The following is a 17,015-nucleotide window of genomic DNA, read 5'->3' as shown; positions in this document are numbered from 1 at the left end:
AAAAAAATATAAATGAGCAATTTCGATATTATTGTATTAGGTAGTGGTCCTGGAGGTTATGTAGCCGCAATCAGAGCCTCTCAATTGGGATTTAAGACTGCCATTATAGAAAAAGAAAGTCTAGGTGGCGTTTGTTTAAATTGGGGATGTATCCCTACCAAAGCATTATTGAAATCCGCTCAGGTTTTCGAATATTTGCTTCATGCAGCCGATTATGGACTCAAGGCCGAAGGTGTGGACAAGGACTTTAATGCGGTGGTCAAGAGAAGCAGAAACGTAGCAGAAGGCATGAGCAAGGGCGTTCAATTTTTGATGAAAAAAAATAAAATTGAAGTCATTAACGGTTATGGAACCTTGAAACCAGGTAAAAAAGTAAGTGTTAAGTCGGATGATGGTAAAGAAACCGAATATTCGGCCAATAATATAATTATTGCTACAGGTGCACGCAGTAGGGAACTACCCAGTTTACCGCAGGATGGTAAAAAAATTATAGGCTACCGTGAGGCCATGTCCTTAGACAAGCAACCGAAGAAAATGCTTGTTGTTGGTAGTGGGGCCATTGGCATAGAGTTTGCCTATTTCTACAATGCTATGGGTACAGAAGTAACCGTAGTAGAGTTTTTGCCCAATGTAGTACCGGTAGAGGATGAAGAAGTTTCCAAACAATTGGAGCGCAGTCTTAAAAAGACCGGAATAAAGATTATGACCTCCTCAGAGGTAACCAAGGTAGATACCTCTGGCCCTGGAGTGAAGGCCACTGTCAAAACCAGCAAAGGCGAAGAAATTCTTGAGGCCGATATCGTATTGTCGGCCGTAGGTATCAAGACCAATATTGAAAATATTGGTTTGGAAAATGTTGGTATTGCAACGGATAGGGATAAAATTTTAGTGAACGATTATTATCAGACCAATATTCCGGGATACTTCGCCATTGGTGATGTAACCCCAGGACAGGCCTTGGCCCACGTTGCCTCGGCAGAAGGAATACTTTGTGTTGAGAAACTTGCGGATATGCATGTGGAGCCATTGGATTACGGTAACATTCCTGGCTGTACCTACTGCTCTCCTGAAATTGCCTCTGTTGGTTTGACCGAAAAACAGGCTATTGAAAAAGGATATGAAATTAAAGTTGGTAAATTCCCATTCTCAGCTAGTGGAAAAGCCAGTGCCTCCGGTAACAAGGACGGCTTTGTAAAAGTAATTTTCGATGCCAAATACGGCGAATGGCTAGGATGCCATATGATCGGTGCAGGTGTTACGGACATGATTGCCGAAGCAGTAGTGGCCCGCAAACTGGAAACTACGGGACATGAGATCCTAAAAGCAGTACACCCCCACCCTACCATGAGTGAAGCTGTAATGGAAGCTGTAGCACATGCCTATGGGGAAGTAATACATATATAGTTAAAGGCTTAAATTTTCTTTACCTATTTAGACCCGTCAGTTTTTGAAACCTGACGGGTCTAAAAAAATAATTTGATTACAAACCTCACCAAAAAAGATATGTTGAAAATTTTTAGTCTTACCGCAATTCTTGAAGGTATTTCCTATCTATTGCTTTTTGGCATTGGGATGCCCCTAAAATATTTAGCACAAATACCGGAACCCAATATCTATATTGGTTATGCCCATGGCTTTCTTTTCATGGCCTATGTAGTATTGGCAATCGTAGTCTGTGTTGAGAAAAAGTGGGACCTAAAAATGTTTGCCATTCTATTTATTGCTTCCCTTGTACCTTTTGGCACTTTTTATGTGGACAAGAAGTATTTGAAGCCGCAGATGGCCCTCAATAGCGGGCAGTAGGTAGTGGACAGTTTTCAGTAGGCACAAATGTACGTCACTGATATTGTTTAATTATTGAAAACGACTTGGATTGTTTTTTTTACCCAATCATCAACCCTAGCCTTTATTTAAAAAGCTTTGAATGGCCAGGTCGTAACTTTTAAGCCCGAAGCCTAAAATTACACCTTTGGCTGCAGGGGAAATATAAGAGGTATGTCTAAACTCTTCCCGTCCAAAAGTATTGCTAATATGTACTTCCACCACAGGGGTTGTTATTCCCTTTATGGCATCACCAATGCCAATGGAGGTGTGGGTATATGCACCGGCATTCAAAATAATGCCTTCGTATCCTTCAAAACCGCAATCGTGCAATTTATTTATGATCTCCCCTTCTATATTGGATTGATAATATTCCAATTGCACCTCCTTAAACTTGAACTGCAAGGTGGCAAAATACTCCTCAAAAGTTGTCTTTCCGTAAACCTCTGGCTCCCGTTTGCCCAAAAGGTTAAGGTTTGGTCCGTTAATAATAATAATCTTCATGGGATAAATGTATGAAAATGTAATTCATAAAAAAAGAGGGGCATGGAGTATTAATCACTCCGTAAAAAAGTATTTCATTTAAGGCGGTTTTTATCACCATCAAATAGTAATCGACAATACAAGCCTAAGGAAAGATCAAATATTAATCGGTTGAAACAATAGTTCATGTACCTAAACTATTTCAACCCAAAAAAGTCCATTATATTTAGCCTATGAAATGGAATCGAGCCCTTCAGGATTTTCAACATTACCTAAATTTGGAACGAGGACTATCCAAGAATTCCATTAGCAACTACGTTCTGGATGTTGAGAAATTAATGCTGTTCCTTGAAGCCCATCAAATTGTGGAAACGCCTATAAATATTCACAAGAGCACCATTCAACAATTTATTTACGAACTGGCAAAAAATGTAAATCCTAGGTCCCAGGCAAGGGTAATATCTGGATTAAAGAGCTTTTTCAATTACCTGGTCTTCGAGGATTATCGCCAGGACAATCCCATGGAATTGATAGAATCCCCTAAAGTTGGCCGCAAACTCCCAGATACCCTTTCTGAGGAAGAAATCAATGAACTTATTGGGGCCATAGACCTTTCCAAACCGGAAGGAGAGCGCAATAGGGCCATTCTTGAAACACTTTATGGCTGCGGACTTAGGGTTTCCGAGTTATTGGACTTAAAACTATCTGACCTTTATTTTGAGGAGGATTTTATAAAGGTTACCGGTAAAGGTGACAAGCAACGTTTTGTTCCCATAAGCGAAATCAACAAAAAATATATAAATATCTACAGAAAGGAAATACGTGTACACATGTCAATTAAAAAAGGGTCTGAAGATGTCCTGTTTTTAAACCGCCGAGGGAATAAATTGACCCGTGCCATGATATTTACCATTATTAAACAACTTGCACAGGATATTGGGCTACAAAAAAGCATAAGTGCCCACACCTTTAGACATTCCTTTGCCACCCACTTATTGCAGAATGGGGCAGATTTGCGGGCCATTCAACAAATGCTCGGCCATGAGAGCATAACCACTACGGAAGTTTATATGCATGTAGACCGCACACATTTGGCCGAAGTAATGAACAAGTACCATCCCAGAAAAAGTGGGACATCCGATTAGACAATTGTACTGGCGGTTAAATATTTCTAATCCTTAAAGGCACTATAATTTCTATTGAAGGGCCTTATGATCAATCGGGCCTCCCGATCGAACCGAACATAATTATAAACCCAGTTCACGAAGACCACCATTCTGTTCCTGAACCCAATAAGAAAGAAAAGGTGCACGAACATCCAAACAAACCAGGCAAATACACCTTGGAACCTAATATTCTTCATATCCACCACTGCCTTGTTCCTACCTATGGTGGCCATACTACCCTTGTCTCTGTACACGAAGGGCTCCAAGGGCTTGTTTTCCAATAATCGCACTAAGTTCTCACCCAGATTCTTTCCTTGCTGCATGGCTGGCTGGGCCATCATGGGATGCCCTTTGGGCGTATCCTCGGTCTGCATACAGGCCACATCCCCTACAGCAAAAATATTATTATGTCCTTTAACCTTATTAAATTCGTCCACCGGAATCCTACTCCCTCCTACCAATAGATCCTTGGCATTAAGACCTTTGATCTCCACCCCTTTTACGCCAGCTGCCCATACTAGGGTAGCTGTTTCAAAATCAACATCGGTATCCGTGGTGACCGTTTTGCCGTCATAACCCGTTACCCTTGTGTTTTTCCAAATTTGAACCCCAAGGCCCTCCAAAAAATCTTCTGCTTTTTGGGAAGCTTTTTCACTCATTTCCTTAAGAATGCGATCTCCGGATTGAATAAGGTGAATTTGTACCCGTCTCGTGTCCAAATCCGGATAGTCCTTGGGTAAAATCCCCTTTTTTATTTCCGCCAAAGCGCCGGCCAATTCCACCCCAGTAGGTCCTGCACCTACAATAACAAAATTCATTAGGGCATCCCTTTCATGATACTGATCTGTAAGAAGTGCCTGCTCAAAATTTTCCAGTATTAAACTTCTTAGATTTAAGGACTGGGGTATGGTTTTCATGGCCATACTATTGATTTCAATCTCCCTATTCCCGTAATAATTTGTTTCAGAACCAGTAGCAATCACCAAATAATCGTATTCCAATGCACCTATATTGGTCACGATAGTATTTTCTTCGGTTCTTATTTCCTCTACATTGGCCAGCCTGAAGAAAAAATTGTTATAGCCCTTTATAACTTTTCGAATGGGATAAGCAATGGAATCTGGCTCCAACCCACCAGTAGATACTTGATATAGCAGTGGCTGAAAAGTATGATAATTATGTTTATCCAGAAGTACTACCTGCACCTCTTTATTTTTCAATCCTTTGGCAATGGAAATACCTGCAAAACCACCACCTATAATGACAATTCTTGGAAAACTAGTCTTAGGAATATTCATACATCTAAATATGGGTAAATTTAAACATTCGTAAACTAATCGGGAAGAAGAATATTGGTTTTAAATATATTTAGGCTCCCGCAAATAACACAGGACACAACTTTGACCAACCACTGTAGCATTTGGATAGATGAAATATAATTTACCATGAAGCAAATCCACTACAATTTTCAAATATCCACTTTAAAAAAGTAATTTTTATATTCGATGTAACAAAATTATATTTTCTACTACTAATCATCAACTAACTACTAGAACCGAGTGACCAAGGATTTGGAACATCAATTCGTTACGGAATTAGAGTGCAATCAAAACATTGTACATAAGGTCTGTACATTGTACACCAATGATAGGGACTCCCATAATGATTTGTTTCAGGAAATAACGATTCAATTATGGAAGGCCTATCCCAAGTTTAGGGGAGAATCCAAATTTAGTACGTGGATGTATCGGGTTGCCTTGAATACTGCCATAACATTATATAGAAAATCAAAAAAAAGTATCCCGACACAAGATTATGAGTCGGTCATGTTCAAAATAACAGCAGACGAATACGACCCTACCGAAGAACAACAACTTAAACTGATGTACAATGCGGTAAGGCAATTAGGGGATGTAGACAAGGCCTTGGTCTTTCTTTACCTGGAAGACAAAGACTATAGGGAAATTGCGGAAACCTTGGGTATTACCGAGGTAAATGCCAGAGTGAAAATGAACCGAATAAAGAACAAGTTAAAAACAATTTTAAATCCCTAGCCATATGATGGATGAACTGGAATTATTAAAAAGGGATTGGCAAAAGAAAGACAAGCAATTGCCTCAACTGTCCTTTGATGATATTTATAAAATGATATGGAAGAAATCATCTTCTATCGTTAAATGGATTTTCTTAATAAGCATTATTGAATTTTTAGTGCCCCACCTATTGTACTTTCTTCCATCCATGTCCAAAAATTTGGCCGTGTGGAAAGATCTGGGCCTTGGGAATTTTTTATTGATTTCCAACGTGCTTCAATACACCGTGGTACTTTATTTTATCTTTCAATTTTATAGAAGATACAGGGAAATATCAACTCTGGACAATGCCAAAAAGCTTCTATCCAATATCTTAAAAACCAGAAAGACCGTTAAATACTATGTTATTTTTTGTTTGTCCCTGATATTCATGTCCTTTATCGTCATGGCAGTAGGAATATACTTGAACGAGGACCCTATGGTCGCCATGGGATATAACTATCAGCCAGAAAACATTAGCCCAGAGAAATTAAAGACCATTTTGATATCTACGGTAGTCGTTTTAGGAATAGTTGTTACCCTGGTAATGGGATGCATTTATTTCTTACTTTACGGAATCCTCCTAAAGAAACTTAATAAAAATTATAAGGAATTGAAGGAAATGGATATTTAAACCCTGAATTTCCGTTTTTTGTTTTCTTCTTCGTAGGCCATTAACTCACTTTTAGGAATAACCTTTAAAAAGGAAGGATGTTGCTCAATGGCATATTCCAATTTTTCAATTATGGAATCGAAAGATTCATTCTCATAATCAATATCCAATGGTTCCTTGATTACCATAGACTGAAGAATACCCTTCTTTTTAATACGCAGTCCTTTTTTATCAAAAGATCTTCTAAAACCGTCTATGACCACTGGGACCACCACGGGCCTGTATTTTTTTATAATATGGGATGTTCCTTTTCTTAGCGGTTTCCAGGGGGTTGTGGTTCCTTGGGGAAAGGTAATTACCCAACCATCATTGAGAGCAGTACCAATATTAGATATATCACTAAACTTAACCTTCCGATTAACATCCTGACCTTCGGACCGCCAGGTCCGCTCTACACTTATAGAACCCGCGTATGCCAAGATTTTTGTCAACAGACTCTTCTTCATGGTTTCTGCCGCCGCCACGTAATACATATTCAATTTGGGCTGCCATATATACCCCAAATTTTTAATAGAGTCTTCCCGACCGCTTAAACTGGCATTGAATACGTGGAACATGGCTACCACATCGGCAAAATAGGTCTGATGGTTACTTACGAAAAGAACATTCTGTGGAGGCAGTTTTCTAATAATATCCGACCCCTCAATTTCAATAGTATTAAATCCCCTATATCTTTTGTGTGTTATAACGGCCAGAATACGAATAAGCCACTTCTTTAAAAACAAATTATGTCCAAACGGATTTTTCTTAAACAGGCCCATATATTTTATTGTTAACATTCAAAATTACAAAATAAGTACCTTATAACACTTGTTTAAACAATTCCTTGATTTCACTTAACATCATTGCCGTTGCCCCCCAAACCGTATAACCATTTAATTTAAAGGCCGGTACCTCTACATTCTGGGCATAGGATGTATTTAAAATTTGATGAAATATTTTCTTATCATCCATAAAATCATACAAAGGAACCTCAACAATGGCTGCCACCTCATCTGCCTGTCTTAAAAACGGTTTCTCCTTTTTATATAGCCCCAAGTAGGGCGTAACCTCAATATTGCTAGGAGGAATATAAATTTCACTCATGGATCGGATTACCGTAATCTGCTCCCGAACTGCCCCTACTTCCTCCTGGGTTTCACGCAAGGCAGTATCCAACAAATTTAGGTCTATCTTTTCTACCTTTCCACCGGGCAAAGCTATCTGATTGCTATGTATGCCCTTATAGGTATTTCTTAATATCAGAAGAAGGTTGGTCTGGTAGTCCATATTAGGGTAAAAAAGCGCCATTACTGCAGCCTGCCTTGGATTTTTCTTTACGATTTTACCGGACTCCAACTCCTTTATCCTGAACATTGGGGCCATTTTATAATGCGAAGCACTCCCCGGAAGTTCTAGATTTTCTATTTTTGATACTCTGTTGGAAAAATCGTCAAAATGCACAAATTCTATTTTTGTAATTTTCAGCAAATTAATTAAAAATCAACCAACCCTTGGGCGATATTGATCATTTAACACTGATTTAAAAAATAATACAAATTACATGACATTTAAAGAGATTTCACTTTTTGCAATATTGTTTATTTTCCTTTTAGGGAGCTGCAAAGATCAGCCTACCAACAAAGAAAACGAGCTCCCCCAAAACAATATTAAAAAAGATAGCATTGTTCCCGAAGTGCCACCAAAAGTAGAGGAAGAAGAAAAAGAAGAAGAAAAAGCCTTTGAGCTCACGGAGGATAATTCCATTGAGTTTTTCTTCAATTATAGCAAAACCTTAAAAGAGAACAAGGTAAAACTTACCACTAGCCTAGGAGACATTACAATTGAGTTGTTCGATAACGTTCCCTATCACAAAGCCAACTTTATATACCTTACCAAAATGGGTTATTTTAATAACACCTATTTCCATAGAGTGGTCAAAAACTTTATAATTCAGGGAGGCAATGCCGATAATGTGGAAACTGCGGAAAAAAGGTCAAAAATTGGCCGATATCTTTTACCTCCGGATACAAGAAAAGGACACAAACACCATAGGGGAGTTGTTTCCATGCCCAGCAGTGAAATTAACAACCCCCATAAATTGGCCTCTCCCTACGAATTTTTTATAGTAGTTACCAAGCCCGGCTCCTATCATTTGGACGGTGGATACACCCCTTTTGGACAGGTCATAGACGGCATGGATGTGGTAGATAAAATAAACAGCCAACCTGTGGACAATGGGGATTGGCCTTCCCAAAACATATATATCTTAAAAGCTGAAGCTTTTTAATTGGGAATAAATAATTTGGAATGAGTAGAAAGCAGGTAGTCCCATTACCAGCCACCACCTAAGCCCTAAGCCTAACTACAACTATCCTTCCTTGGGACTACGGTATATGCTTGGAAGGGATATTTTAAATTTAACCGCAACTAACCGGATACTTATTACTATTAAAATGGTTGCCACATAAGCATACGCATCGTCATAAGGTAACTTACGTAAAAGAAAAAAGCCAACACCCCCTATTATACAGGCCGTAGCATAAATTTCCTTCCTAAATATTACCGGAATTTCATTGCATAATATATCCCGTATTACCCCTCCAAAACAAGCGGTTATAGTACCAAGGGCAATACACATAACAGGAGGCAAGCCCGACTGAAGTCCATGCGAAATTCCAACCATGGTGTACAGACCAATTCCAATAGTATCAAAAAGGAACAAAGACCTGCGTACATATTTCAATTGATTCCTAAAAATTATAGCAAAAACAACGGTTCCGGCAATAACATAAACATAGGTGGGTTCCTGCATCCATAATACTGGAGTATTGCCAATTAACAAATCCCTTAAAGTACCACCTCCGGTTGCCGTTACAAAGGCAATGATAAAGACTCCAAAAAGATCCAGCTTTTTGTCCATAGCCACCAAAACTCCGGAAATAGCAAAGGAAATAATTCCTAAAATATCAATTATGAAATAGAACATGGGCTATGATTTTTGGGTATAAAAATTATAATCTTTTAATACGGTATCTATATATTGAACGTCATATAGCTCCGAATTGGAATTTAAAAGACTTTCCACCTTATCCCTTAAGGCCTTCAAAGTCTTATAATCATTACTTTTTTTGGCAATTTGATATGTTTCCTTTATTAGACGAACATCTTTATCCGTTAATAAGGTAACATTGGTAAACTTAGGAGCATAAGTTTCCTCTACATCTTCCAAAATAGTATGTGAAATTTTCACTGTATTCTTTGTACTAATGACCACAGTACCGGCAGCGGCGTCCCCTAATCTTTGTTTTTTATCCGTAAATAAAATGGTCAATAACCCTACGGACCCAAAGAAAAGCCAAATATCCACAACCCGCAGCATCCACCTTACCAATAAATTGGACCAATGTACAGGGGACCCATCCAATCTTACCACCCTGATTTTCATGATCATTTTCCCCACCGTTTGCCCATTGAAAAGGCTGTGCAATATTAAGCTATAAAACATGGCAGGAAGAAAAATAAGGCTTACCAATCCTATTTGTGTCCAACTGTCATCAAACACGTAGCCTATGCCTCTTCCTATCAACTGCACCAGTACGGCATAGAGATATAGTATAAATCCGTCGATTAAAAAAGCTACGATCCTTTCACCAATACCAACAATTTTATAATCCAGGTTTACATTTTGCGTTGTATTGATTTGAAGTTTGGACATATTAATACTATTTTTATTTCTTAAAGGATTATCCCAGTATGCGTGAGGCAGCTTTTGTGAAGCAAAATAAAGAAAAATGGATAGCATTTGAAAAGGCTATCAACTATAATGCCCACATTAGCCCGGACGAACTTGCCAATGGTTACATTCAACTGACCAACGACCTTGCCTATGCACAGACTTATTACGCGGAAAGCAAGACATTATTGTACTTAAATTCCTTGGCCTCCCAGGCCCATCAAAAAATATATAAAAACAAAAAGGAGAATCGGAACAGAATAGTGGATTTTTGGAAAACGGAATTCCCACTTTTCTTTAGGCAATATCATAAAACCTTGGGCATCGCCTTTCTAATCTTTATGATTGCCTCTGCAATAGGAAGTATTTCCGTTATGAACGATGATACCTTTGTGAGATTAATCCTTGGTGATGCCTATGTTAATGAAACCCTCAACAATATAGCAAGTGGAGACCCTACGGCCATATACAAAGGGGGCAGTGAAATTGGTACTTTTTTAGGAATTACCATAAACAATATTAAAGTAGCCTTTATGGCCTTTTCCTTTGGGGTAATTACCAGTATCGGCACCGCCTATATTCTATTCAGCAATGGTGTAATGCTAGGTGCTTTTATTACTTTTTTTTACACCCAAGATGTCTTTTATCAGGCAAACAAGCAGATTTGGCTGCACGGCACCATAGAGATTTCCGTCATTATCATTGCCGGTTGTGCCGGATTGATCATGGGGAATAGTATCCTATTTCCCAAAACCTATTCTAGAAGGGTTTCTTTTATGAAAGGGGCCAAGGACGGACTAAAGGTCGTGGTCAGCACCATTCCCTTTTTTATAATTGCCGGTTTTATTGAAGGGTTTATTACCCGCTATTCCAATATGCCCTCTTGGTTGGCGTTTTTAATTATAGGCTGTTCATTATTGCTGATTATTTTTTATTACATCATTTATCCCATTTTGTTAAACCAATCTTATGCAAGTCGAAAATCAGGAAAAATTTATTGAACTAAGAGTTAATAGGGACTTTGGGGATATCATCAATGTTTACTTCGAATTCTTTAAACAGAACCTTAAAAAATTCACCAATGTTTTTCTAAGCTACAATGGTATTTTTCTTATCGGACTATTAGTCGTAAGCTATTTGCTGGTATCCGGGGTAATTGGCCTTATCACCAATAACGAAAATACTGTCTTGGATGCAGTAGGTTCTGGCAGCGAAGCCTATTTAATGTATTTTATTTTTGGAGGAATTTTATTCTTTATAATATTTCTAATGGTAGCGGTCCTAAATTATAGCCTCAGCACGTCTTATATGATAAAATATGAAGAACGAAAAGGACAGAATTTTGATAAGACAGAAGTTTGGGAAGAAGTAAAAAACAATCTGGGAAGTATCATTGTTTTTATTTTGATTTTGATACTGCTCTTTTTTGGCCTCATGATCGCAGCCATAGTCCTGACCTTTATACCGCTGGCAGGTATGCTTGCCCAATATGTAATTCAATACTTTGTAATGGCTTGGGTTGGAGTCTCTTTTTTTGTGATGCTGAAAGAAAAAAGAGGTGTAACTGATGCCCTTGGGGAAGGTTGGAACTTGGTTACCAAAAATTTCTGGAGGTCTGTGGGCGTTAATTTTATCCTAGGGTTCTTAATTGGCCTTTTGTTCATGGTGGTCATTATGATTCCAGGGATTCTTATCGGAATATACACTTTTCACGTAGTTCAAAACGATGTTGATCTGGGGGCTTCAGTGGTACCTACCGTCATTTACACTTTGGGCACCTACCTATTCTTAATAATAGCGGTTTATTCACAATGTTTATCACAGTTCGTAAATGGGCTGTTGTATTTTTCCCTGCACGAAAAAACATATAATCTTAATTCAAGAAACAAAATAGACCAAATAGGACTTCAAGACCAGTGATAAAATTAGCTGCCTCCATTTACTGTTTTTTTGTCCTATTCTCCGGGTTGGCCCAAGTGGAAAAAGATTCGGTACCCTTAACCCAGGATACCAACAGTAAATTGCTATTGAGAACATTGGATGAAAATCTAACGCAAAAATATCAGGGTAAAGAATTTGAATACGATATCAGGGACGGGGAATCACAAAATTTCCTGGCCCGTTTTCTCAATTGGGTTATGAACGGACTCAGAGATGTTTTTGGTATTGATATTCCCCCGGGGATTACCAAAATATTGGAATACCTTATTTATGGACTAATGGCTGCTTTGGCCATATACTTGCTAATAAGATTCCTGACCGGTGAAAATGCCTCAGCCATATTTAGGAAAAAGGAGGCTGCAACCATAAATCTAAACTTGGCCGAGGAACATATAGAAAGTCTGGACCTGGATGCTATGATAAGTGATGCAATAGAACAAAGGAACTACAGATTGGCCATACGTTATCAATACCTAAAAGTATTAAAAACACTGTCTCAACATCGGATTATTGAATGGCATTATGAAAAAACTAACCAAGACTACGAAAAAGAAATAACAGCCCCTAAAATGAGGCAACTCTTTAAAGATGTTTCCTATTTGTACGACCATATTTGGTACGGGGAACAGGAAATAGACGATCTAAAATATCAGGCCGCAGAGATAAAATTTGTCAACATAAACAATATAGGTACCCATGGATAAACGTTCCAAAATAATCCTAGGCCTATTTCTTGCTGTACTTATTGGTATTATAGTAACTGAAATTGTGCGCCCCAAGCCCTTGAACTGGAGGCCATCCTATACGTCTTCGGACAAAATACCTTTTGGGTGCTATATATTGTTCAATGAACTTCCCAATTTATTCCCTGGACAAAAAATATACACTACCAGCGAAAGTTTGTACAATAGCCTAGTGGACAGGGATACCACTAGCGCTTCCAGCTACATATTGATCAATGATTTTCTGGACCTGGATAAACAGGAGACCAACAAATTGCTTCAATACGTGCAGGACGGCAACGATACCTTTATTGCTGCTTCCAACTTTGGGACCTATTTGGCGGACACCTTGAATATTGAAGTAGAAACCCAATATGCAATAAAAGAGGATACGATACAGGTATATCTTACCAACAATTCCTTTCCCAAACAAAGATACCCCTTGAACCGAGGGGTTTACAATACACATTTTTCATCGGTAGACACATTGAACACAACGGTTTTGGGATATATTAGCTTTAATTCGGAACAGGAACCTTTACTATCCGGCTCCAATGAAAAAACCAAGGGCTCCAATTTTGTGAAGGTTAAATTCGGAAAGGGCCATTTTTACCTGAATACTACCCCACAAGCGTTTACCAACTACTATATGCTAAAGGGTAATAAAGACTATGTGGCATATGCCCTATCCTATCTAAAGGATATGGATTTATATTGGGACAATTATAAAAAATCAGGAAGGATAGTAATTGATTCCCCAATGCGATTTATACTTAATCAAATATCCTTAAAGTGGGCTTATTACTTGGGTATGGCAGGGCTGTTGATTTTTATAATATTCAAGGCCAAAAGGGAGCAACGGATCATTCCGGTGATCACACCCTTGGAGAATTCATCCATTGAATTTGCCAAAACCGTAGGGGGGCTGTATTATGAGCATAGGGATTTTACAGATTTGATTGTTAAAAAGATAAATTTTTTTCTGGAGCAGATTAGAAGTAATTATCACCTAAATACTGAAGCTATCAATGAAAAAACTGCTAGGGATCTGGCGAGCAGATCGGGCAAACCACTGTCTGAAGTAAAGGATTTATTGGATATGATAGTGCATCTTAAAAATAAAAAGAATCACAGTGAACAGGATGTAATTCAATTGAACAAAAAATTAAATCAATTTAAAAAATAATACATGGAAGAAAGTCAGCATGGGCAAGACCATAAGCCGTTAGAATTTAAGAGTAGAATAGACCTTGGTCAACTACAGACATCGGTGGCACAGATAAAAGCGGAATTGGGAAGAGTTATCATTGGGCAACAGGAAATGATCGAATTACTGATTATTTCTATCCTTGCCAATGGGCATTCCTTAATTGAGGGGGTACCGGGAGTAGCCAAAACCGTTACTGCCAAACTCTTGGCTAAGACCATGAATGTGAACTTCAGCAGAATCCAATTTACACCGGATCTAATGCCAAGCGACATTTTGGGCACTTCAATTTTCAATGTGAAGACCTCGGAATTTGAGTTTAAAAAGGGCCCCTTATTTTCCAATATCATTTTGATAGATGAAATAAACCGTGCCCCGGCCAAGACACAGGCGGCCTTGTTTGAAGCCATGGCCGAACGCCAAATAACCATGGACGGACATACTTATAAAATGTTACCCCCATTTTTGGTATTTGCCACCCAAAATCCAATTGAACAGGAAGGTACCTACCGACTGCCCGAAGCTCAATTGGACCGGTTCCTTTTTAAAATCAAGGTAAACTATCCGTCCCTAGCGGAAGAGATCGAGATTTTGGAAAGTAAACATCGTCAAAAAAACAAAAACTTGGAAAGCTTAATTACTTCGGTGCTTAGTGCCGACCAAATAGCCAACTATCAAGAGATTATCAAGGAAATTATAATAGAGGACAATTTAATGAAGTATATCGCCGGAATTGTCCACAACACACGTAACAATGCCAACCTATATCTTGGCGCCTCTCCTAGGGCTTCCATTGCTATCATGGATGCCTCCAAAGCTCTGGCAGCAACCAACGGACGTGATTTTGTAACCCCGGATGATATTAAAAAAGTGGCGACTCCAGTATTGGGGCACAGGGTTATATTGACTCCTGAAAGGGAAATGGAAGGGTTTACTCCGGACAAAGTAATAAAACAAATTATGGAGACTATTGAAATTCCAAGATAATGAACAAAACCTCTCGGCATTAAAATATATCATAGCACATAAAGAAAATGAAAAAAATACTAAGCAACATCTACCTACAAAAAAGATTCTTTATTGTATTGACTTGTTTGGTCTTAGGTTTCTTAATGTCCTATATGTTAGCTGATGTTTTCGGGGTAGTAAAATTATTATTTTATGTTTTTGCCCTAATTTTTTTGGTCGATATTATTTTGGTATATGCATCCAAGGGCGGAATAAAAGGCCGGCGTTCGGTTCCCGAAAAACTTTCCAATGGTGATGAAAACGAAATTAAAATAAGCCTTTCCAATTCATATTTGTTCCCTGCCGGTTTGAAAATTTTGGATGAAGTCCCCCATCAATTTCAAAAGAGGGATTTTGGTATTTCCACTACCCTAGGGAAAGGAAAGGAAAAGGTGTTCCGGTATTACCTGCGACCTACGGAAAGAGGAGTATATTCCTTTGGAAATTTGAACGTCTTTGTCAACTCTCCTATTGGTTTCATCTCCAAAAAGTACACCTTTGGCAATGAACAGCAAGTCCCCGTGTACCCTTCCTTCCTACAATTGAGGAAATACGACCTTATGGCCTTTAGCAATAAACTCTTCGAATATGGCCTTAAGAAAATTCGACGCATAGGCCATACCATGGAGTTCGAGCAAATCAAGGATTATGTTTTAGGGGATGATATCCGGAACATTAACTGGAAAGCTACGGCAAAAAAAGGTGGACTAATGGTAAACCAGTATCAGGATGAAAAGTCGCAACCAATTTACTCCATTATAGATAAAGGGAGGGTCATGAAAATGCCTTTTGACGGACTAAGCTTATTGGATTATGCCATTAACGCCACATTGGTTATTTCCCACATTGCCCTTAAAAAGCAGGACAAGGCCGGAATGTTCGCCTTTAGCAAGAAAATTGAAAACAGGGTGGTTGCCGAGAGACGAAGTTCCCAAATGAACCTTATTTTGGAAACACTTTACAATTTGGAGACCAATTTTGTAGAAAGTGATTATAGTCGGTTATATGCCGATATTAAAAGAAATATCACCCACAGGAGCCTACTTCTACTCTATACCAATTTCGAGACCTTGGATGCACTGCAACGTCAACTGCCCTACCTACAGGCAATTGCCAAGCAACATTTATTGGTGGTCATTTTCTTTGAGAACACCGAATTGATTAAATTTACGGATGAAAAGGCCGAGACCATCCAACAAATATTTGAAAAAACAATTGCGGAGAAATTTGTTTATGAGAAGAAGCTTATCGTTAACGAACTAAGGAAATACGGCATACAGACCATATTAACCAAACCTGAGCATTTGACCATAAATACCATCAACAAATATTTGGAAATAAAAGCTCGGGGACTAATTTAGAAATTGGAATACATAAATCCCTTCAGTCATCCCTTCCCTGCTTGCCAAAAGTCATATTTTCATCTATGATCTGGACCATCATCTCCTTTTCCTTTCTTTGTCTCTTCTCCGAAAATATATCAATAGTAATTCCAATAGACACTCCTCCCAATACTGTAGCAGCAAGATCCCTATTGTCCCACCCCCCGTATTTATGTTCATCATAGGCCTCCTTGGCCAAGCCTGCCAATAAACTTGAAGTTACGGCGCCAGCAATTCGCCAATAGCGATTTCCTCCAGAAAATCCATCGGCAATATCTGCTCCTATAGCTCCGCTTAAGGTACCTGCAGCAAAATGCTTCAACTTATCCTGTTCCAATTGGGCGCACAAGGGCAAAGCGCATAAAAAAAAGGTAACCCCTACTATAACAGTCTTCATTGGCCACAAAGATACTAATGCCTGTACAAATTCTCTTGGATTATAGCATTATATAAAATTTGTATATTAACAACAGTTTACAAACACTATTAAAATGAATTCCAAATACACCCGCATATTTTCCGGTAGTTTTATTTTGGCACAGACCATAGAAAATCAACTTAAGGAAATTGGTATAATCCCGGTGATAAAGGACGATTCGGAATCTGGAAGATTGGCAGGATTTGGATCTGCCATTCAAGGGAATCAGGAAATTTATGTCCATGCAGATGAGTTGGCAACAGCACAAAGTATAGTCCAAAAAGTTATTGGTTACTAAAAGAGGACTTGCCCATACCATTTTTCATAAAAAACTCTTCACCAAATAGTTCTTACTAAAAGCAAAATCATAGTTTTTGGAATTGAATTTTGGAGCTTCTACAACACAA

General features: G+C 38.5%; 20 protein-coding genes. 13 read left to right on the top strand and 7 right to left on the bottom strand.

All coding sequences use genetic code 11. From position 1 onward, the window contains the following. Nucleotides 1-12: 12 nt before the first annotated feature. Together lpdA and U735_RS0105885 are read left to right on the top strand one after the other, a co-directional pair. Nucleotides 13-1,404 (top strand): dihydrolipoyl dehydrogenase, encoded by a 1,392-nt coding sequence (gene lpdA, locus U735_RS0105890; RefSeq protein ID WP_031442942.1) that lies wholly within the window; start codon nucleotides 13-15, stop codon nucleotides 1,402-1,404. Nucleotides 1,405-1,503: 99 nt separating this feature from the next. Further along, a complete protein-coding gene (locus U735_RS0105885) occupies nucleotides 1,504-1,803 on the top strand; it encodes a DUF3817 domain-containing protein (RefSeq protein WP_031442941.1) in 300 nt (99 codons plus the stop codon). A gap of 96 nt (nucleotides 1,804-1,899) precedes the next feature. Here U735_RS0105885 and aroQ read toward each other — a convergent pair whose 3' ends face one another. Next, nucleotides 1,900-2,325, bottom strand: a complete 426-nt coding sequence (gene aroQ / locus U735_RS0105880; protein WP_031442940.1) for a type II 3-dehydroquinate dehydratase — start codon at nucleotides 2,323-2,325, stop codon at nucleotides 1,900-1,902. 212 nt (nucleotides 2,326-2,537) lie between these two features. On the opposite strand from aroQ, the gene xerD reads away from it, so the two are divergent. Further along, a complete protein-coding gene (gene xerD / locus U735_RS0105875) occupies nucleotides 2,538-3,449 on the top strand; it encodes a site-specific tyrosine recombinase XerD (protein ID WP_031442939.1) in 912 nt (303 codons plus the stop codon). Between the two features lie 26 nt (nucleotides 3,450-3,475). Here xerD and U735_RS0105870 read toward each other — a convergent pair whose 3' ends face one another. Continuing rightward, on the bottom strand, nucleotides 3,476-4,768 hold the full coding sequence (locus tag U735_RS0105870) for an NAD(P)/FAD-dependent oxidoreductase (protein ID WP_031442938.1): 1,293 nt from the start codon (nucleotides 4,766-4,768) through the stop codon (nucleotides 3,476-3,478). 261 nt (nucleotides 4,769-5,029) lie between these two features. On the opposite strand from U735_RS0105870, the gene U735_RS0105865 reads away from it, so the two are divergent. Next, entirely contained in the window at nucleotides 5,030-5,524 is a 495-nt protein-coding gene (locus U735_RS0105865) for an RNA polymerase sigma factor (RefSeq protein WP_031442937.1), read from the top strand. Between the two features lie 4 nt (nucleotides 5,525-5,528). Continuing rightward, on the top strand, nucleotides 5,529-6,176 hold the full coding sequence (locus tag U735_RS0105860; RefSeq protein ID WP_051891883.1) for a hypothetical protein: 648 nt from the start codon (nucleotides 5,529-5,531) through the stop codon (nucleotides 6,174-6,176). On the opposite strand, the gene U735_RS0105855 is transcribed toward U735_RS0105860, so the two are convergent. Further along, the gene (locus U735_RS0105855) at nucleotides 6,173-6,976 is read right to left on the bottom strand and encodes a lysophospholipid acyltransferase family protein (protein WP_031442935.1); all 804 of its coding nucleotides are present in this window, start codon (nucleotides 6,974-6,976) and stop codon (nucleotides 6,173-6,175) included. The genes U735_RS0105860 and U735_RS0105855 overlap by 4 nt on opposite strands. A gap of 40 nt (nucleotides 6,977-7,016) precedes the next feature. Continuing rightward, on the bottom strand, nucleotides 7,017-7,685 hold the full coding sequence (locus U735_RS0105850) for an NUDIX hydrolase (RefSeq protein WP_316933002.1): 669 nt from the start codon (nucleotides 7,683-7,685) through the stop codon (nucleotides 7,017-7,019). A gap of 73 nt (nucleotides 7,686-7,758) precedes the next feature. On the opposite strand from U735_RS0105850, the gene U735_RS0105845 reads away from it, so the two are divergent. After that, nucleotides 7,759-8,484: a peptidylprolyl isomerase gene (locus U735_RS0105845; protein ID WP_031442933.1), complete on the top strand. Its 726-nt coding sequence runs from the start codon at nucleotides 7,759-7,761 to the stop codon at nucleotides 8,482-8,484. 81 nt (nucleotides 8,485-8,565) lie between these two features. On the opposite strand, the gene U735_RS0105840 is transcribed toward U735_RS0105845, so the two are convergent. Next, nucleotides 8,566-9,183, bottom strand: coding sequence for a trimeric intracellular cation channel family protein (locus U735_RS0105840; RefSeq protein ID WP_031442932.1), 618 nt, complete (start codon nucleotides 9,181-9,183; stop codon nucleotides 8,566-8,568). Between the two features lie 3 nt (nucleotides 9,184-9,186). Further along, the gene (locus U735_RS0105835) at nucleotides 9,187-9,912 is read right to left on the bottom strand and encodes an RDD family protein (protein WP_031442931.1); all 726 of its coding nucleotides are present in this window, start codon (nucleotides 9,910-9,912) and stop codon (nucleotides 9,187-9,189) included. Between the two features lie 38 nt (nucleotides 9,913-9,950). Here U735_RS0105835 and U735_RS0105830 point away from each other — a divergent pair, with 38 nt between their 5' ends. The 6 genes from U735_RS0105830 to U735_RS0105805 are packed head-to-tail and all read left to right on the top strand — an operon-like array spanning nucleotide 9,951 to nucleotide 16,169. Next, nucleotides 9,951-10,931: a stage II sporulation protein M gene (locus U735_RS0105830; protein ID WP_031442930.1), complete on the top strand. Its 981-nt coding sequence runs from the start codon at nucleotides 9,951-9,953 to the stop codon at nucleotides 10,929-10,931. After that, a complete protein-coding gene (locus U735_RS0105825; protein WP_031442929.1) occupies nucleotides 10,900-11,850 on the top strand; it encodes a hypothetical protein in 951 nt (316 codons plus the stop codon). The genes U735_RS0105830 and U735_RS0105825 overlap by 32 nt, the downstream gene beginning before the upstream one ends. Then, entirely contained in the window at nucleotides 11,847-12,575 is a 729-nt protein-coding gene (locus U735_RS0105820; RefSeq protein ID WP_031442928.1) for a hypothetical protein, read from the top strand. The genes U735_RS0105825 and U735_RS0105820 overlap by 4 nt, the downstream gene beginning before the upstream one ends. Further along, nucleotides 12,568-13,779 carry a DUF4350 domain-containing protein gene (locus U735_RS0105815; RefSeq protein ID WP_031442927.1) on the top strand — a complete coding sequence of 404 codons (1,212 nt, stop codon included), beginning with the start codon at nucleotides 12,568-12,570 and terminating at the stop codon, nucleotides 13,777-13,779. Before U735_RS0105820 ends, U735_RS0105815 begins: the two co-directional genes overlap by 8 nt. Nucleotides 13,780-13,782: 3 nt before the next feature. Then, complete coding sequence (locus tag U735_RS0105810) at nucleotides 13,783-14,787, top strand: AAA family ATPase (RefSeq protein WP_031442926.1); 1,005 nt, start codon at nucleotides 13,783-13,785, stop codon at nucleotides 14,785-14,787. A gap of 47 nt (nucleotides 14,788-14,834) precedes the next feature. Further along, entirely contained in the window at nucleotides 14,835-16,169 is a 1,335-nt protein-coding gene (locus U735_RS0105805) for a DUF58 domain-containing protein (RefSeq protein WP_031442925.1), read from the top strand. A 22-nt stretch (nucleotides 16,170-16,191) separates the two neighbouring features. Here U735_RS0105805 and U735_RS0105800 read toward each other — a convergent pair whose 3' ends face one another. Beyond that, a complete protein-coding gene (locus U735_RS0105800) occupies nucleotides 16,192-16,587 on the bottom strand; it encodes a hypothetical protein (protein ID WP_051891882.1) in 396 nt (131 codons plus the stop codon). Between the two features lie 94 nt (nucleotides 16,588-16,681). On the opposite strand from U735_RS0105800, the gene U735_RS0105795 reads away from it, so the two are divergent. Further along, a complete protein-coding gene (locus U735_RS0105795) occupies nucleotides 16,682-16,906 on the top strand; it encodes a putative signal transducing protein (protein WP_031442923.1) in 225 nt (74 codons plus the stop codon). Nucleotides 16,907-17,015: the final 109 nt, after the last annotated feature.

The organism is Arenibacter algicola (genome assembly GCF_000733925.1).
Lineage (GTDB): Bacteria > Bacteroidota > Bacteroidia > Flavobacteriales > Flavobacteriaceae > Arenibacter > Arenibacter algicola.
This window is presented reverse-complemented; position numbering and strand designations above follow the sequence as displayed.

Excerpts from the sequence above, each read along its gene's own strand:
- aroQ (WP_031442940.1), bottom strand. The coding sequence starts at position 2,325 with ATGAAGATTATTATTATTAACGGACCAAACCTTAACCTTTTGGGCAAA.
- U735_RS0105870 (WP_031442938.1), bottom strand. The coding sequence starts at position 4,768 with ATGAATATTCCTAAGACTAGTTTTCCAAGAATTGTCATTATAGGTGGT.
- U735_RS0105825 (WP_031442929.1), top strand. The coding sequence starts at position 10,900 with ATGCAAGTCGAAAATCAGGAAAAATTTATTGAACTAAGAGTTAATAGG.
- U735_RS0105800 (WP_051891882.1), bottom strand. The coding sequence starts at position 16,587 with ATGAAGACTGTTATAGTAGGGGTTACCTTTTTTTTATGCGCTTTGCCC.
- U735_RS0105840 (WP_031442932.1), bottom strand. The coding sequence starts at position 9,183 with ATGTTCTATTTCATAATTGATATTTTAGGAATTATTTCCTTTGCTATT.
- U735_RS0105815 (WP_031442927.1), top strand. The coding sequence starts at position 12,568 with ATGGATAAACGTTCCAAAATAATCCTAGGCCTATTTCTTGCTGTACTT.
- U735_RS0105835 (WP_031442931.1), bottom strand. The coding sequence starts at position 9,912 with ATGTCCAAACTTCAAATCAATACAACGCAAAATGTAAACCTGGATTAT.
- U735_RS0105795 (WP_031442923.1), top strand. The coding sequence starts at position 16,682 with ATGAATTCCAAATACACCCGCATATTTTCCGGTAGTTTTATTTTGGCA.
- lpdA (WP_031442942.1), top strand. The coding sequence starts at position 13 with ATGAGCAATTTCGATATTATTGTATTAGGTAGTGGTCCTGGAGGTTAT.
- U735_RS0105810 (WP_031442926.1), top strand. The coding sequence starts at position 13,783 with ATGGAAGAAAGTCAGCATGGGCAAGACCATAAGCCGTTAGAATTTAAG.
- U735_RS0105830 (WP_031442930.1), top strand. The coding sequence starts at position 9,951 with ATGCGTGAGGCAGCTTTTGTGAAGCAAAATAAAGAAAAATGGATAGCA.
- U735_RS0105855 (WP_031442935.1), bottom strand. The coding sequence starts at position 6,976 with ATGGGCCTGTTTAAGAAAAATCCGTTTGGACATAATTTGTTTTTAAAG.
- xerD (WP_031442939.1), top strand. The coding sequence starts at position 2,538 with ATGAAATGGAATCGAGCCCTTCAGGATTTTCAACATTACCTAAATTTG.
- U735_RS0105805 (WP_031442925.1), top strand. The coding sequence starts at position 14,835 with ATGAAAAAAATACTAAGCAACATCTACCTACAAAAAAGATTCTTTATT.
- U735_RS0105860 (WP_051891883.1), top strand. The coding sequence starts at position 5,529 with ATGATGGATGAACTGGAATTATTAAAAAGGGATTGGCAAAAGAAAGAC.
- U735_RS0105845 (WP_031442933.1), top strand. The coding sequence starts at position 7,759 with ATGACATTTAAAGAGATTTCACTTTTTGCAATATTGTTTATTTTCCTT.
- U735_RS0105885 (WP_031442941.1), top strand. The coding sequence starts at position 1,504 with ATGTTGAAAATTTTTAGTCTTACCGCAATTCTTGAAGGTATTTCCTAT.